At 46.8% G+C, this 15,940-nt stretch carries 13 protein-coding genes and 2 rRNA genes (1 of these 15 running past the window's edge); 2 read left to right on the top strand and 13 right to left on the bottom strand.

What is annotated here, in order from left to right:
* Positions 1 to 11: 11 nt before the first annotated feature.
* The 7 genes from MY523_RS00300 to prfC all read right to left on the bottom strand — a co-directional run bounded on the left by MY523_RS00300 (position 12) and on the right by prfC (position 6,272).
* Positions 12 to 767, bottom strand: coding sequence for a cytochrome c1 (locus tag MY523_RS00300; protein WP_250656817.1), 756 nt, complete (start codon positions 765 to 767; stop codon positions 12 to 14).
* Positions 767 to 1,999, bottom strand: coding sequence for a cytochrome b (locus MY523_RS00295; RefSeq protein ID WP_250656816.1), 1,233 nt, complete (start codon positions 1,997 to 1,999; stop codon positions 767 to 769). Before MY523_RS00295 ends, MY523_RS00300 begins: the two co-directional genes overlap by 1 nt.
* Positions 1,999 to 2,592 carry a ubiquinol-cytochrome c reductase iron-sulfur subunit gene (gene petA, locus MY523_RS00290; protein WP_250656815.1) on the bottom strand — a complete coding sequence of 198 codons (594 nt, stop codon included), beginning with the start codon at positions 2,590 to 2,592 and terminating at the stop codon, positions 1,999 to 2,001. Before petA ends, MY523_RS00295 begins: the two co-directional genes overlap by 1 nt.
* A gap of 248 nt (positions 2,593 to 2,840) precedes the next feature.
* Positions 2,841 to 3,233, bottom strand: coding sequence for a 30S ribosomal protein S9 (gene rpsI, locus MY523_RS00285; protein ID WP_250656814.1), 393 nt, complete (start codon positions 3,231 to 3,233; stop codon positions 2,841 to 2,843).
* Positions 3,234 to 3,245: 12 nt separating this feature from the next.
* Positions 3,246 to 3,674, bottom strand: coding sequence for a 50S ribosomal protein L13 (gene rplM, locus MY523_RS00280; RefSeq protein WP_250656813.1), 429 nt, complete (start codon positions 3,672 to 3,674; stop codon positions 3,246 to 3,248).
* 229 nt (positions 3,675 to 3,903) lie between these two features.
* A complete protein-coding gene (locus MY523_RS00275) occupies positions 3,904 to 4,680 on the bottom strand; it encodes a TatD family hydrolase (protein WP_250656812.1) in 777 nt (258 codons plus the stop codon).
* Positions 4,681 to 4,691: 11 nt separating this feature from the next.
* On the bottom strand, positions 4,692 to 6,272 hold the full coding sequence (gene prfC, locus MY523_RS00270; RefSeq protein ID WP_250656811.1) for a peptide chain release factor 3: 1,581 nt from the start codon (positions 6,270 to 6,272) through the stop codon (positions 4,692 to 4,694).
* A 225-nt stretch (positions 6,273 to 6,497) separates the two neighbouring features.
* Here prfC and MY523_RS00265 point away from each other — a divergent pair, with 225 nt between their 5' ends.
* Both MY523_RS00265 and MY523_RS00260 read left to right on the top strand, forming a co-directional pair.
* Positions 6,498 to 7,838, top strand: a complete 1,341-nt coding sequence (locus MY523_RS00265) for a sensor histidine kinase (RefSeq protein WP_250656810.1) — start codon at positions 6,498 to 6,500, stop codon at positions 7,836 to 7,838.
* Positions 7,839 to 7,854: 16 nt separating this feature from the next.
* Positions 7,855 to 8,385, top strand: a complete 531-nt coding sequence (locus MY523_RS00260; RefSeq protein WP_250656809.1) for a response regulator transcription factor — start codon at positions 7,855 to 7,857, stop codon at positions 8,383 to 8,385.
* Here the strand turns inward: MY523_RS00260 and rimI are convergent.
* The 6 genes from rimI to MY523_RS00230 all read right to left on the bottom strand — a co-directional run.
* On the bottom strand, positions 8,375 to 8,815 hold the full coding sequence (gene rimI / locus MY523_RS00255; RefSeq protein ID WP_250656808.1) for a ribosomal protein S18-alanine N-acetyltransferase: 441 nt from the start codon (positions 8,813 to 8,815) through the stop codon (positions 8,375 to 8,377). The genes MY523_RS00260 and rimI overlap by 11 nt on opposite strands.
* Positions 8,812 to 9,750: a hypothetical protein gene (locus tag MY523_RS00250; RefSeq protein WP_250656807.1), complete on the bottom strand. Its 939-nt coding sequence runs from the start codon at positions 9,748 to 9,750 to the stop codon at positions 8,812 to 8,814. The genes rimI and MY523_RS00250 overlap by 4 nt, the downstream gene beginning before the upstream one ends.
* A 10-nt stretch (positions 9,751 to 9,760) precedes the next feature.
* Positions 9,761 to 11,308, bottom strand: a complete 1,548-nt coding sequence (locus MY523_RS00245; RefSeq protein WP_250656806.1) for a 2-isopropylmalate synthase — start codon at positions 11,306 to 11,308, stop codon at positions 9,761 to 9,763.
* 106 nt (positions 11,309 to 11,414) lie between these two features.
* Positions 11,415 to 12,428: an AraC family transcriptional regulator gene (locus tag MY523_RS00240; RefSeq protein ID WP_250656805.1), complete on the bottom strand. Its 1,014-nt coding sequence runs from the start codon at positions 12,426 to 12,428 to the stop codon at positions 11,415 to 11,417.
* A gap of 564 nt (positions 12,429 to 12,992) precedes the next feature.
* Positions 12,993 to 13,108: ribosomal RNA gene (gene rrf / locus MY523_RS00235) — 5S ribosomal RNA — on the bottom strand.
* A gap of 199 nt (positions 13,109 to 13,307) precedes the next feature.
* A 23S ribosomal RNA gene (locus tag MY523_RS00230) occupies positions 13,308 to 15,940 on the bottom strand; it runs 260 nt beyond the window's last position.

Raw genomic sequence — 15,940 nt, 5'->3', positions numbered from 1 at the left:
ACACCAATTTTTTAGTGAACGTCTTTCCAGTACTCTTTATTTAAGAAGTATGCAGGAATAAACAGGATTACCAAGAATATAAGCACCCATTTCCCCAAGTTCTCACTCTCCATTCGAGACGGCTCAGCCATATAGACCATAAAGTTAACCAGATCATAAATGGTCTCATCGTACTCAGCCTTCGTCATCGTTCCTTCAGTGGCATAACTCTCACAGCCACCTTCCGAAACAATACGTCCACTCAATGGATCAACTACTTTTTCAGCACCTGTTTCTGGCTTATGGGCGCAAACGCCTTGCAAACCAGCCAGAACATGAGGCATGCCCACATCTTTGAATACTGAATTATTCACACCGTAAGGGCGAGAAGGATCAGCATAAAAGGCGCGCATATAACTATACAACCAGTCAGCTCCACGCAAGCGGCCTTCCAATGTTAGGTCTGGCGGAGGGTTACCGAACCAGTTTTTAGCTTGAGAGGGCTGCATTGCGATATTCATCAGCTCGCCGATTTTAGCATCGCTGAATATCAGGTTCTCTTCATAAGCCTCAAGAGGAATCCCAAGATCCGTCGCAACACGCTCGTAACGAGCGTATTTCATGCTATGGCACCCCATGCAATAGTTAGTAAATGTTGCCGCACCATTCTGAAGCGAAGCCTTGTCTTCCAAGTCAGGCTTCATATGATCGAGAGGAACACCCCCTCCAGCAGCAAATGCAAATGCAGGTAATACTGCAAACACCATAGTTACAAGTATCTTCTTCATTAGCCCGTCACCCTTTCTGGTACTGGTTTTGTTTTATCGATTCGACTATACCAAGGCATCAAGATGAAAAATGCAAAGTAAATAAATGTCAGAATCTGCGCCAAAGTAGTTTTCCCTGGGGTACTCGGTACAGCCCCCAAATAACCAAGCACCACAAAGCTAATAGCAAATGCAATCAAGGCAATTTTACTAATCCATCCTTTATAACGAATAGATTTAACAGGACTACGATCCAACCAAGGCAATACAAATAGAATCGCGATGGCGGCTCCCATAACCACAACCCCCCAGAACTTAGCTGGCAAACCTAGTATCCCCACGGTTACCGCTCTAAGCATTGCGTAATATGGCGTAAAGTACCATACGGGCGCTATATGCTCAGGTGTTTTCAATGGGTTTGCGGGTTCAAAGTTAGGCTTTTCAAGGAAGAACCCACCCATCTCAGGGAAGAAGAACACGACACCACAGAAGACGAATAAAAAGACCACAACTGCAACAATATCGTGAACAGTATAGTAAGGGTGGAACGGAATACCGTCTTTAGGAATACCATTCTCATCTTTATTCTTCTTGATTTCGATCCCATCAGGGTTGTTAGAACCAACCTCATGAAGAGCCAACAAGTGCAGAACAACAAGTGCCAACAGAACAATAGGCAGTGCAACCACATGTAAAGCAAAGAAGCGGTTTAACGTAATACCGGAGATCAAGTAGTCCCCACGAATCCAAAGGGAAAGATCTTCACCGATAACAGGGATAGCACCAAACAGGTTGATGATAACCTGAGCTCCCCAGTACGACATTTGCCCCCAAGGCAGCAAGTAGCCCATAAAGGCTTCTGCCATCAACACCAAGTAGATCGTCATACCGAAGATCCATACAAGCTCACGGGGCTTACGGTAGGAACCGTACATTAAGCCGCGAAACATATGGAGGTAAACAACAACAAAAAATGCCGATGCACCTGTAGAGTGCAAGTAACGTAACAACCACCCGTACTCTACGTCACGCATGATATATTCTATTGAAGCGAAAGCGCCTTCAGCAGATGGGTTATAACTCATTGTTAACCAGATACCCGTTAACAACTGATTCACAAGCACCAGCATAGATAGTGAACCAAAGAAATACATAACGTTAAAATTCTTTGGCGCATAGTACTTGCTCATATGCTTTTCGTACGCGGTTACAACAGGCAGCCGCGCGTCAATCCATTCAATCAACTTTTGCATTACGCGGTCTCCTCATCAACACCAATAATAAGATTATTGTCATCAATATACTTGTATGGAGGTACTTCAAGGTTTAGGGGTGCTGGAACACCCTTAAAAACACGACCAGACAGGTCAAACTTAGAGCCGTGACACGGGCAGAAAAAGCCGCCTAACCAATCAGCACCCAAGTCTGCCGCCTCAACTTCAGGGCGATACTGTGGAGAGCACCCCAAATGAGTACATATTCCCACAAGCACTGCAAATTCTGGGCGAGAAGCACGATAGATACCGGTAATGTATTCGGGCTGCTGAGGCTCTTGGGAATCAGGATCTAGAACTTTATCGTTCAACTTCTCGATATTGTCTATCATTTCTTTTGTTCGGCGAACAATCCATACAGGCTTGCCTCGCCACTCTACTGTCATTTGCTGACCCGGCTCAATCTTGCTTATATTTGCCTTAACCGGTGCACCTGCAGCCTTAGCCTTCGCACTTGGATTCCAAGATGCGACGAACGGTACTGCAGCTCCGACAGCCCCAACCCCACCCACTACGGAGGTTGCGCCGATTAAAAATCGACGTCGGCCGGCGTTAACTTCGCCATTACTCATACTGGCTTCTCCCATCAAGCAGCTCACAACCCTTAAAAGAGTCGTTTTTTTAGTTTAAAAAACTTTAGGACCCAAAAATTTAAACGGCACAAATGGTAAAGAAAATAACCATTTTCTTCAAGAAATTTGGCATATTAATCAGCGGGCGTTGCGCTAAATCAACTATTTAGAGTTGACAGCCCCATAAACAAAAAAACGCCCGAAAGGACATCCCTTCGGGCGTTTTAAGACTGCATCCGAAGCGTCGATTAACGCTTGGAGAACTGTGGACGCTTACGCGCTTTGCGAAGACCCACTTTCTTACGCTCAACTTTACGCGCATCACGAGTAACATAACCCGCACCGCGAAGAGCTGGACGCAATGTTTCATCGTATTCCATCAATGCACGTGTAATACCGTGCCGGATAGCACCAGCTTGACCCGTTGTACCGCCACCAATAACAGTAACCTTGATGTCAAACTTGTCAGTCATTTCAACCAACTCAAGCGGCTGACGAACAACCATACGAGCAGTTTCACGACCGAAAAACTCGTCCAATGGACGATCATTTACTAGTATCTGACCACTGCCCGACTTGATAAATACACGAGCTGTAGATGTCTTACGGCGACCAGTGCCGTAGTTAAAATTAGTCGACATAATCGGCTCCCGTTAGATATCCAGTTGTTGCGGCTGCTGAGCAGTATGAGGATGCTCTGAACCCGCGTACACTTTCATTTTTTTGAACATTGCGCGACCCAAAGGCCCTTTTGGCAACATTCCCTTAACAGATGTCTGAATAACTCGCTCAGGGGCTTTTTCAATCAACTTTTCAAAAGAGATCGACTTAATACCACCCATGTAACCAGTGTGGTGATAATATGTCTTATCTTTCTGCTTGTTCCCTGTTACACGAACCTTCTCACAGTTGATTACAACAATGTAGTCGCCAGTATCAACATGTGGAGTATACTCTGGCTTATGCTTGCCCCTAAGGCGTCGGGCAATCTCAGTCGAGAGACGACCTAGAGTCTTGCCAGCAGCATCAACTACGAACCAGTCACGTTTTACGCTTTCTGGCTTTGCACTTAATGTTTTCATTAAATCCCGCCTTTAAATATATAAAAGGTCTTCCAAAAGTGCCGGGCATTCTACCCAAGCAAAGGAAGCATTTCAAGATTGCTAAAAATGCCCAACCGGCAGGAAACGGGGCAGGTTCCATTCAGTAAAGCGTTAAAAAATTCAGGGCGCGAATTATAAAACAATTAAAAGACAAAGTGCTAGTCTTATTTAACCTAAAACTAACTTATTTTCCTGTCATTAAACATAATCAGGCTTTGGGGGCCTCAATACTAAAGAGTTCAAGCGTATTTTTTAGAATCTGTTGCTTTATCACCTCTTCACTTTCGGGCCTGAGAGAGCAAAACGCTGCACTTATCAGCGGGATATTGAGAGGAGTATTTCTCCCTCCCTGCTTCCCCGACAAGGGCATGTCAGGGCTATCCGTTTCCAAAACAACAGACTCTAGCGGTAGTTGGGCAAAGGCTCTTCGGGTTTTTTGCGCCCGTTCATATGTGATAACCCCACCCATACCCAAATACACTCCAGCTCGCCAAAACATCATAGCCTGCTCGAAACTACCGGAAAAACCATGAAGCACCCCGCCAGCCACAAGCGGCTTTCTCTTGATCACTTCAAGTATCAGATTGTGAGCTTTTCTGGAATGCATAATGACCGGCAATTCATACTGATTCGCAAGATCAATCTGGTGTTCAAAAAGCGCCAACTGCCGTTCCAGCCCTCCCACCGTTAGATCCAACCCGATTTCACCGATAGCGACTATCTCCTTGTGCTTAAGCAACAAGCCCTCCAGCTCATCAAGGTCTTTATCTTGATATCCTTCCAAAAAACAGGGATGCAAGCCGATGCAAGGATGAACGCCCTCATATCTTGCTGACAAACGTATAACTCGACCCCAGTTTTCTCTCCCCACCCCGGGGACAATGAACAGCCCAACCCCCGCAGACTCACACCGCTCAATCAAATCTTCGCGATCACTATCAAAGATCGCAAAATCCAGATGACAATGTGTATCCGCGAAGATCATGGGCCTTCCGACTAATGCTCTCTTGTTTTATGGAATTCAATTTCTGGGTGGCGTTCCTGCGCTAACTGAAGATTGACCATCGTGGGGGCGATATAGGTCAGGTTATCCCCTCCATCCAGTGCGAGATTGTCAAACGCCTTTTTGCGGAACTGTTCAAGTTTTATTTCGTCCTCACAAGTCACCCAGCGAGCTGTCGCCACACTGATAGGTTCATACATTGCGTCAACCTTATACTCTGCCTTTAGCCTGTGAACAACAACATCAAACTGCAGGACACCAACAGCACCAACGATAAGGTCATTGTTCTTAAGCGGCCTGAATACTTGCACAGCCCCTTCCTCAGATAACTGAATCAGCCCCTTGTTTAGCTGTTTTGCCTTTAAAGGGTCTTTCAGCCGAATTCTTCTAAATAGCTCAGGGGCGAAGTTAGGAATACCCGTAAAGCGCATATCCGTATTGGTTGCGAAGGTGTCCCCGATCTGAATGGTGCCATGGTTGTGAAGGCCAATAATGTCACCGGCATACGCCTCTTCAACCCTCGCCCTATCTCCCGCGAGAAACGTTAGGGCATCAGATACACGAACATCTTTGCCAATTCTGACATGACGCATTTTCATTCCCTGCTCATAGCGCCCGGAGCAAACCCGCAAAAACGCGACTCGATCACGGTGCTGTGGATCCATATTCGCCTGAATTTTAAATACGAAGCCGGAGAACTGCTCATCAGTAGACTCAATAGTGCCCTTATCAGACTCCCTCGACAAAGGTGCGGGTGCCCACTCAACGAGACCATCCAGCATATGGTCTACTCCAAAGTTTCCAAGGGCGGTACCGAAAAAAACCGGTGTTAACTGCCCGGCTAGAAACTCATCCAGGTCGAACTCATGAGACGCCCCTTTGACCAGCTCAATCTCGTCTCTTAACTCTGATGCATAGGCTCCTAACACATCATCTAACTCAGGGTTGTCCAGACCTTTTATAATGCGCTCTTCCTGTATCAAATGACCTTGCCCGGATTGATACAGAATTATTTCGTCTCTCAATAGATGGTAAACGCCCTTAAACTGCTTCCCCATCCCGATGGGCCACGTCACGGGAGAACAGGCAATTTTTAATACATCTTCAACTTCGTCCATCAATTCAATTGGATCCCTGATATCTCGATCCATTTTGTTCATAAAGGTCAAAATAGGCGTGTCTCGCATACGCGTTACATCCATCAATTTGATGGTCCTGGCCTCAACACCTTTCGCACAATCTATAACCATTAGACATGAATCCACTGCGGTTAAAGTGCGGTATGTATCTTCAGAAAAGTCCTCGTGTCCAGGCGTATCAAGCAAGTTAACCAAGTGATCTTTATAGGGAAACTGCATAACCGAAGTGGTTACCGAGATCCCGCGTTCCTTCTCCATCTCCATCCAGTCAGACTTTGCGTGCTGACCTGACTTCTTCCCCTTTACCGTTCCTGCGGTTTGCAAGGCCTGCCCAAATAGAAGAACCTTTTCGGTAATGGTTGTTTTACCCGCATCAGGGTGGGAGATAATGGCAAACGTTCTGCGTTTATTAATTTCTTGCTCAAAGCGGGACATGAAAGCTCTCTTGAAGTTCGCTTAATAGTGGACAAATTCAAATTATGACGCGAATTATAACCAGTTTGGTGACATATAGACATCTTATGAGCGAGCTATAAAACAACTCACCGCGAAGCGATACGGAACTGCGACCAGATGCCGCACCAATCCGCTTAATAACACGGTATAATCAACGCCATTGAAAATAAATAACTAAACGAGTGACTGTTCGTGGTCAAACTGATGCAACCTCTCAACCGAAACTTACTTCTCGTTAACACCGTGCGCTGCTTTATACTGCTGGCAGTTCTTATATTGGTGTCTACAGGCTACTTTTTTAATTCTACAACCGCAGGCATCTATACAACCCTGCTAACTTTGTCGTTCTATACAGTTCTGACCGTCTATACATTTAATCGCCTTAGTAGACAGATCAGCATATCTGAGCGTGAGTTTTTCGCTCATCTAGGCATCGACATTTCGGTTCTGACAATACTGTTTGTGTTTTCAGGTGGCTCAGCGAACCCTTTTGTATCACTTTACCTGTTTCCCATTATAGTAAGCGCCTCCCTCCTCTCTTCGACTTACACTCGCATTCTGCTGGCATTGGGGATCACTTGCTACAGCTCACTCTTTGTTATTGATATGCTTTGGCCGGGAACCGCATCCCATGTAACATCAGCACAACACAATATGAGCGCTCACAGTATGGGCAGCCATGCCAGCCCTATGCAGAGCTCACACACCTCTGACAATTCGATGTTTTCTCTCCACCTGTATGGCATGTGGTTCACGTTCGCTTTCAGCGCACTATTAATATCTACGTTTGTTGTAAGAATGAAAAAGCAGCTGGCCAAACAACAACAAAAAATTAATGCGCAGCGCGAATCAGCACTTCGCGACGAACAAATCATTGCAATAGCGACTCAAGCCGCGAACGTCGCCCACCACATAGGTACACCTCTATCTACCATCTCAGTAATTACCAACGACCTTAAACAAGAACCAGAGTTGGCAGCATACTCCGAAGATTTGAGCGTTTTATCAAGTCAAATCGAGATATGCAGAAACGAACTGCAACAGTTGCGAATTGATACAGACAAGAACCACCAGCAGCTTACCAGTCATATCCAGGTTACTCAGCAGCTCCAGGAAATTACTGACGAACTGACACTCCTTCACCCTCAAACAACCATTGGCTTAGATGTATTAAAATGCCCCCCTGAACTAGGGATTAGAGCAGACCAAGGCTTGAAGCTCGCTATATTAAGTTTGCTAAATAATGCCTGTGAGGCCAGCCCCGAAAAGATAGACATTAGCGTAGAACAAGAGAACGATAAACTGATCATTCGCATTAGAGATTACGGGGAAGGGATACCTCAGACACTGGAAGGCATACCACAACAACCTACCCAGTCAACGAAGCCAACAGGGCTAGGGCTTGGGCTCTTTTTGTCTCATGCAACACTTGAGAGGCAAGGGGGCACAGTCAGATTGGTCAATATGTCAGACACTACAACTGAAGATTCCTCAGGGGATACCGGCACACTCACCGAAATCACACTTCCTTTGGATAAAAGCTAAAAGAGTAGGAACCAACATGAGCCAAACCATCTTAATTATCGATGATGACGATATATTTGCTCAAACACTCAAACGGTCGTTTACTCGGCGCGGTTATGAGGCATGGACAGCCAATAATATTAGCGAAGCAGAGAGCCTGTTTGCTAAAAAGCCTCTCTATGCTGTCATCGACCTGAAAATTGATGACGAAAGCGGGCTACATGCACTAAATCTCTTAATGCAGCGTTCCCCGGAAACAAAAGCATTGATTTTAACCGGCTATTCATCCATATCTACGGCAGTTAACGCCATCAAACTGGGCGCTCAAAACTACCTGTGTAAGCCAGCAAATACAGATGAGATAATAAAAGCACTAACAGACTCTACTTCGAGCCAGGAAGCAGTAAGCATAGAGGAGAACCCTATTTCTGTTGATCGCCTGGAATGGGAACACATACAAAGAGTACTAAACGAACACGAAGGGAATGTTTCAGCCACCGCACGGGCACTTAATATGCACCGCAGAACATTGCAACGAAAACTACAGAAGCGGCCAGTCAATCGATAGACAGCGACATGACTACAGCGTGCTCTCGCTCACTTCCAAACGGGTAGTAATTTTTGCGCGAGCCTATTGTTCGGAACCCTTCAGCCAAGTACAACGCGATTGCCGATGTGTTACTCTCTCTCACCTCAAGAAACATAACTGTCGCCCCCAGCTGCTTGGCTCGTTCAATAACAAACTCGAGAATCGCCCTACCCAGCCCTTTCCTATGGTGCTGCCGTGCAACGCAAATATTTAGCAAGTGAGCCTCACCTACGGCAGCGGATATCACTCCATGACCAACGACTTCACCATCGAGCTCAAGTAGCCATACCTCATCGCTCCCTACCAATGAGTCTTTAAAATTGCCTTCTGTCCATGGATGAGAATATGCATTGCGTTCGATAGTAAGAACCTGAGCCAAGTCTGACTCATTCATCTCGCGAAACATCATTTAGCACGATAGGGGGATAGGTGCTGCCAAGCTACACGCTTCTTAAGCGGCTCTCGCAACAGGTCATTAAGTGAAAGCGTAGAAATAACTTTAACTCCTCGCTCATCGGAAATATTGAGTTCTAGCTCTTTACCTGCATCGTCATGCATAAAGCGCTGGAGCAGTATGTTTGTAATTTTTTCCCCCATCAGAAAACCATTGAGTTCATCTGACGCGACTCTATCTCCAATCCATTCGAACAATAAATCAAGCATTGAGCTTACATCGTTTCCTGGGAGGCGCTGATTGCCAAAAAAAGGCCATCTGAAACAAGTAATCCTCCCCAAATCGCCATTTTCACCTAATGCTGATGCAATATTGCCTAGCAGCTGTTGCTTTAGCTGCAAGGGAAACTCAGCGTCATTATCTGAAATAAACCAGCTCTTCTCCCCTACCCACAGCATCAACTCCAATGATTCCAATTCAGCTAATGTCGACTTTTTTGGTATACCAGAAGGTTGCTGAGCGTCAGCAGAAAACACTTCGGTATTGGCAGGCTTATTCAGTACTGAAACATCGTGAGCATCTGGCGCGATCGCTTCCTGTGGCGTATTTTGAGTAGCTGAAACCTCTTTAGGCAAGGTGTTGTGTAGCTCTGCTCGCTCATTTGAAAGAGCAGACGTTGCTTCTGAAGGGCTGGAATGGGGACTTGGGGATGATAAGGCACTGAGTATATCTGCCGCCGACTTCGGCGCAGCACTCCCCAAACCACTTGGGTTGTTTGCTAAGCCGTGCTCAACAGGTAGTGTTGAGCTCCCCCCCCCAGAATGCGGTGATTCTGCATTGGCACCAAAGTCAAATTCGGGCGAAGCAGCTGCTCCCGGAAGCTCGCAGCGGGAGTACCATAAGGTCACCCCCATCTGAGTTAAATAGTGCTGCCGAGTTTTTTCAGACATCACCGCCTTATCAGACATCACTTTGTGGATGCTGTTTGTCAGGCTGAGCTGATATCAGGTTTAGCGCACTGACATAGGCTTTCGCAGAAGCTATAACGATATCGGTATCTGCCCCAATGCCATTTACAATACGCCCTCCTAATTCGAGGCGAACAGTGACCTCACCTTGCGAATCCGTACCACTGGTAATCGCATTAACGGAGTAAAGCTGCAAACTAGCACCCGAATCAGCTATGCTTTCAATAGCCTTATAGGTCGCATCTACCGGGCCACTTCCTTCTGAAACAGCGGTTTTTTCTTCACCGCCCACCATCAGCGTAATTGTAGATTTAGGCGTCATTCCAGTTTCAGAACATACAGACATGCATACCAGTTTGAATTGTTCTTCAACATCAGGGATTTTGGTATCGCTTACCAGCGCCTGAAGGTCTTCGTCAAAAATCTCATGCTTCTTGTCTGCTAGGTCCTTAAAACGAGAGAAGGCTGCATTTAGTTCGGTTTCGGTATCTAACTGGATACCCAACTCTTCCAGGCGGCTCTTGAATGCACTTCTTCCTGAGTGTTTTCCTAAAACCAGGCTATTGGTATGCCACCCAACATCCTGGGCGGCCATAATTTCATAGGTTTCACGATGTTTAAGAATTCCATCCTGATGTATCCCCGATTCGTGAGCAAACGCATTAGCGCCAACAATGGCTTTATTTGGCTGAACAGGGAAGCCGGTTATGGTTGACACCAAACGAGAAGTCGGGACAATTTGGGTCGCATCAAGCTTGGTCTCGACTGCAAACAAGTCCTTGCGCGTTCTTACCGCCATAACAACTTCTTCAAGAGAGGCATTGCCGGCTCTCTCGCCTAGCCCGTTAATGGTGCACTCAACCTGTCTTGCACCGTTCATTACCGCGGACAAAGAGTTTGCAACAGCCAAACCTAAGTCATTGTGACAATGAACCGAAAATATCGCTTTATCTGAGTTAGGAATGCGCTCAATCAGTGTTTTTATTGTTTCTCCAAACTGACTGGGAATTGCATACCCCACTGTATCAGGAATATTAATAGTTGTTGCGCCCGCATCAATTGCTGACTCAATAATACGACATAAGAAATCTATTTCTGAGCGTCCAGCATCTTCACATGAAAACTCAACATCGGACGTATGATTTCTCGCTCGTTTAACCGCCCTGACCGCTTGTTCCACAACCTGTTCCGGCTCCATTTGAAGCTTATACTGCATATGAATTGGAGACGTGGCAATAAACGTATGTATTCTAGAGGAGGCAGCACTTTTTAGCGCTTCTGCTGCACGATCAATATCTTTATCAAGTGCTCGCGATAGGCTGCATACGGTAGAGTCTTTAACGGTTTCAGCTATGGCTTTAACAGCATCAAAATCGCCAGGGCTTGCAATCGCAAAGCCTGCTTCAATTACATCGACCTTCATTTTTTCCAATGACTTCGCAATACGTAGCTTTTCCGCCTTAGTCATCGATGCGCCAGGGCTCTGCTCCCCATCGCGTAATGTTGTATCAAAAATGACTAATCGATCTTTACCTGACATTGCCTACACTCCTAATCGCTTTGTACGCTAAACCAGACAATATTGTATTCGCTAATTAATCAATAAACGAGGTTTATCACCATAATTGACATGATAAATCTTGGAATTACTCAGCAGTAGAACCCCGGTAATCACCCGGAGTATTGCCTGTCCACCGTTTAAATGCCCGATAAAAGGCACTGGAGTCAGAAAACCCCAGCATTAACGCCACTTCGGCTAGTGGAATTGCTGTATCAGATACATAATCTAGCGCTAAACGCTGCCTAAGGTCATTATAAAGCCCTTGAAAAGTAGCGCCTTCTTCAGCGAGTTTCCGTTGTAAGGACTTTTCGCTTAAGCCTAACTTGTTAGCAATAAACGCTCGGCCTGCATCTTGGTTAGACATATAACGCCGCAAAAGATTTACAACCTTATCCTTCACGCCATTGTCACTTTCTAGCTCGATTAGGCGTTTTCTCGCATGAGACTCATGAACTTCACATAGCTCTTCATCAGCTTCTAATAATGGAAGAGCAAGCGTCTCATGTGAAATTAAAACACCATCGAACTCCGCATCAAAAACAGGCTCTACGCCGAAAATACGCCGATACTCATCAATGCAGGCTGGCTTTTCCCTGGCAAGCGAGACATCAATTGGGGATAGCACTTCGCCCGTCACCCAACGGGAAAACGATAGAACCGCAGCTAAAACCGCATCAATCTGATGGTAATAAAAAGGAATGGAACCCGGGCGAGGGTGATAGACCAGCCAAACCCCTCTACTGGTTGGCAAACGTTGAAAAACGCCGCCATCACTTATAAGTCGTTGATACTGATTTAATTTATCGAACGCTTCACTCAGGTTTGCAGAGTTCATTAGCGTATAACCAACGATATGGAATGTGGCAGGCCTCACTTTCTCACCTAAATGCAAGCCAAAACACGGATCACCTGTTTCTTCAATACAAGCCCCCCATAGCTTTACCGTTTCATCCATCGTGAAACGTTGCAAATTATTGAATACATCTAACGTAAGGTCAGCACTGTCCAAAAGCCGATGCCTATCACAACCGGCCTGCTCGGCAAACAACACCAAACTTTTTACCCAGTTAGCTGAAACAGTAATTTCGTTCTCAAGCATCACCAATCAAACCTTATGAACCCTTTAACCCTTCCAAACAGAGAGTGCCTCTCGTTATTCTTTTTGTAGCTCAACCGAACAAGTGCTTATCAAACCTCTCCCCCCCCTATGAGCACCCAATATTTATAAACTAACCTAATCACCAACAAAAGAGAATCAGCAATAAGAAAAGTATGTAACAGTAGGAGGGCATGGGTAAAAAATACTAATGCGGCGCGACACAGCCGCTATTAAATACTGAAGAGTGAACGTAACGGCTTTAAGTAGAGAGATTTGTACAGAGCACTCTATTCCTTACATCCAACATTTCTTCCAGGCAATAAAAAACCCCAGCAAGTTGCCCTGCTGAGGTTTCGTATTTAGATGCCTGACGATGGCCCGGCCCCGCATCGCAGATGCGCGTCGTTCACGGTTTTCGAAGCGGTGCTTCGCATGCCTTCGGCACCACCGCTCACCCTACTCTCTCATGGTCTGTGGTCGCTGCGCTCCACCTTTAACCTTTCCCCATGTGACAAATAATAAAAAACCCCGGCAGGATAACCTACCGGGGTTTCGTATTTAGATGCCTGACGATGACCTACTCTCACATGGGGAGACCCCACACTACCATCGGCGCTGAACCGTTTCACGACTGAGTTCGGGATGGGATCAGGTGGTTCCAGTTCGCTATTGTCATCAGGCAAAACCTTGGTCGGCTGATTGTTTAGCTATAAGTTTCAGACTTATATCGTTTCAATCAACCCACATCAATTCTGCAATGTCTTTAACATTCAGTAAGCAATTAAGTCTTCTAACATCTCGGATCATAATCACATTATCCGGTAATACTGTTTGTTTTTAATCTCTCAATTGAGAGACTCAAAACTATTTGGGCGTTATATAGTCAAGCCTCACGGGCAATTAGTACTGGTTAGCTCAACGCCTCACAACGCTTACACACCCAGCCTATCAACCTCATAGTCTTTAAGGGCCCTTTAGGGAGCTCGAAGCTCCAGGGAAATCTTATCTTGAAGGGGGCTTCCCGCTTAGATGCTTTCAGCGGTTATCCTGTCCGAACATAGCTACCGGGCAATGCTACTGGCGTAACAACCCGAACACCAGAGGTTCGTTCACTCCGGTCCTCTCGTACTAGGAGCAACTCTTCTCAAATTTCCAACGTCCACGGCAGATAGGGACCGAACTGTCTCACGACGTTCTAAACCCAGCTCGCGTACCACTTTAAATGGCGAACAGCCATACCCTTGGGACCGGCTTCAGCCCCAGGATGTGATGAGCCGACATCGAGGTGCCAAACACCGCCGTCGATGTGAACTCTTGGGCGGTATCAGCCTGTTATCCCCGGAGTACCTTTTATCCGTTGAGCGATGGCCCTTCCATACAGAACCACCGGATCACTATGACCTACTTTCGTACCTGCTCGACGTGTCTGTCTCGCAGTTAAGCGCGCTTATGCCATTACACTAACCGCATGATGTCCGACCATGCTTAGCGCACCTTCGTGCTCCTCCGTTACTCTTTGGGAGGAGACCGCCCCAGTCAAACTACCCACCACACAGTGTCCTCGATCCGGATTACGGATCTGAGTTAGAACCTCAAACATACCAGGGTGGTATTTCAAGGATGGCTCCACCCGAACTAGCGTCCGGGTTTCAAAGCCTCCCACCTATCCTACACAAGTAGGCTCAAAGTTCACTGTGAAGCTATAGTAAAGGTTCACGGGGTCTTTCCGTCTAGCCGCGGATACACTGCATCTTAACAGCGATTTCAATTTCACTGAGTCTCGGGTGGAGACAGCATGGCCATCGTTACACCATTCGTGCAGGTCGGAACTTACCCGACAAGGAATTTCGCTACCTTAGGACCGTTATAGTTACGGCCGCCGTTTACCGGGGCTTCGATCAAGAGCTTCGCCTAAGCTAACCCCATCAATTAACCTTCCGGCACCGGGCAGGTGTCACACCCTATACGTCCTCTTACGAGTTTGCAGAGTGCTGTGTTTTTAATAAACAGTCGCAGCCATCTGGTATCTTCGACTGCCAAAAGCTTACGGAGCAAGTCCGATCACCCTCAGCAGCGTGCCTTCTCCCGAAGTTACGGCACCATTTTGCCTAGTTCCTTCACCCGAGTTCTCTCAAGCGCCTTGGTATTCTCTACCTGACCACCTGTGTCGGTTTGGGGTACGGTCTCATATAACCTGAAGCTTAGGGACTTTTCCTGGAAGCATGGCATCAACCACTTCAGTCTCGTAAAAGAGACCTCGTCATCAGCTCTCAGCCTTAATGGACACCCGGATTTGCCTAAGTGTCCAGCCTACAACCTTAAACAACCATCCGATAGGTTGCTGGCCTAGCCTTCTCCGTCCTCCCATCGCAGTTATATGCGGTACAGGAATATTAACCTGTTTCCCATCGACTACGCTTTTCAGCCTCGCCTTAGGGGCCGACTCACCCTGCGCCGATTAGCGTTGCGCAGGAACCCTTGGTCTTCCGGCGTGCGGGTTTTTCACCCGCATTATCGTTACTCATGTCAGCATTCGCACTTCTGATACCTCCACGGAACTTCTCAATTCCGCTTCAACAGCCTACAGAACGCTCCTCTACCATGCCAGTAAACTGGCATCCGCAGCTTCGGTGGTATGTTTTAGCCCCGTTACATCTTCCGCGCAGGCCGACTCGACTAGTGAGCTATTACGCTTTCTTTAAAGGGTGGCTGCTTCTAAGCCAACCTCCTAGCTGTCTGTGCCTTCCCACATCGTTTCCCACTTAACATACACTTTGGGACCTTAGCTGGCGGTCTGGGTTGTTTCCCTTTCCACGACGGACGTTAGCACCCGCCGTGTGTCTCCCGTGATTGTACTCATCGGTATTCGGAGTTTGCATCGGGTTGGTAAGTCGAGATGACCCCCTAGCCGAAACAGTGCTCTACCCCCAATGGTAAGTCACGAGGCGCTACCTAAATAGCTTTCGAGGAGAACCAGCTATCTCCGAGTTTGATTAGCCTTTCACTCCTATCCACACGTCATCCCCTGGCTTTTCAACGACAGTGGGTTCGGTCCTCCAGTCAGTGTTACCTAACCTTCAACCTGCACATGGATAGATCACTCGGTTTCGGGTCTAATCCCAGCAACTAAACGCCCTATTAAGACTCGATTTCTCTACGGCTCCCCTATTCGGTTAACCTTGCTACTGAAATTAAGTCGCTGACCCATTATACAAAAGGTACGCAGTCACAGAACAAGTCTGCTCCCACTGCTTGTACGCATACGGTTTCAGGATCTATTTCACTCCCCTCACAGGGGTTCTTTTCGCCTTTCCCTCACGGTACTGGTTCACTATCGGTCAGTCAGGAGTATTTAGCCTTGGAGGATGGTCCCCCCATATTCAGACAGGATACCACGTGTCCCGTCCTACTCGATTTCACTACTATGCCGTTTTCGTGTACGGGGCTATCACCCACTATGGCTTTGCTTTCCAGCAAATTCCACTAACAACTTAGTAGCTTAAGGGCTACTC

The organism is Alkalimarinus coralli, assembly GCF_023650515.1.
GTDB lineage: Bacteria > Pseudomonadota > Gammaproteobacteria > Pseudomonadales > Oleiphilaceae > Alkalimarinus > Alkalimarinus coralli.
The sequence above is the reverse complement of the archived record's forward strand: the minus strand, read 5'-3'. Positions and strand labels throughout refer to the sequence as shown.

What these genes read in the sequence shown, in the direction of transcription:
- MY523_RS00300 (WP_250656817.1), bottom strand. Translation starts at nt 767, where the DNA reads ATGAAGAAGATACTTGTAACTATGGTGTTTGCAGTATTACCTGCATTT.
- MY523_RS00295 (WP_250656816.1), bottom strand. Translation starts at nt 1,999, where the DNA reads ATGCAAAAGTTGATTGAATGGATTGACGCGCGGCTGCCTGTTGTAACC.
- petA (WP_250656815.1), bottom strand. Translation starts at nt 2,592, where the DNA reads ATGAGTAATGGCGAAGTTAACGCCGGCCGACGTCGATTTTTAATCGGC.
- rpsI (WP_250656814.1), bottom strand. Translation starts at nt 3,233, where the DNA reads ATGTCGACTAATTTTAACTACGGCACTGGTCGCCGTAAGACATCTACA.
- rplM (WP_250656813.1), bottom strand. Translation starts at nt 3,674, where the DNA reads ATGAAAACATTAAGTGCAAAGCCAGAAAGCGTAAAACGTGACTGGTTC.
- MY523_RS00275 (WP_250656812.1), bottom strand. Translation starts at nt 4,680, where the DNA reads ATGATCTTCGCGGATACACATTGTCATCTGGATTTTGCGATCTTTGAT.
- prfC (WP_250656811.1), bottom strand. Translation starts at nt 6,272, where the DNA reads ATGTCCCGCTTTGAGCAAGAAATTAATAAACGCAGAACGTTTGCCATT.
- MY523_RS00265 (WP_250656810.1), top strand. Translation starts at nt 6,498, where the DNA reads ATGCAACCTCTCAACCGAAACTTACTTCTCGTTAACACCGTGCGCTGC.
- MY523_RS00260 (WP_250656809.1), top strand. Translation starts at nt 7,855, where the DNA reads ATGAGCCAAACCATCTTAATTATCGATGATGACGATATATTTGCTCAA.
- rimI (WP_250656808.1), bottom strand. Translation starts at nt 8,815, where the DNA reads ATGATGTTTCGCGAGATGAATGAGTCAGACTTGGCTCAGGTTCTTACT.
- MY523_RS00250 (WP_250656807.1), bottom strand. Translation starts at nt 9,750, where the DNA reads ATGTCTGAAAAAACTCGGCAGCACTATTTAACTCAGATGGGGGTGACC.
- MY523_RS00245 (WP_250656806.1), bottom strand. Translation starts at nt 11,308, where the DNA reads ATGTCAGGTAAAGATCGATTAGTCATTTTTGATACAACATTACGCGAT.
- MY523_RS00240 (WP_250656805.1), bottom strand. Translation starts at nt 12,428, where the DNA reads ATGCTTGAGAACGAAATTACTGTTTCAGCTAACTGGGTAAAAAGTTTG.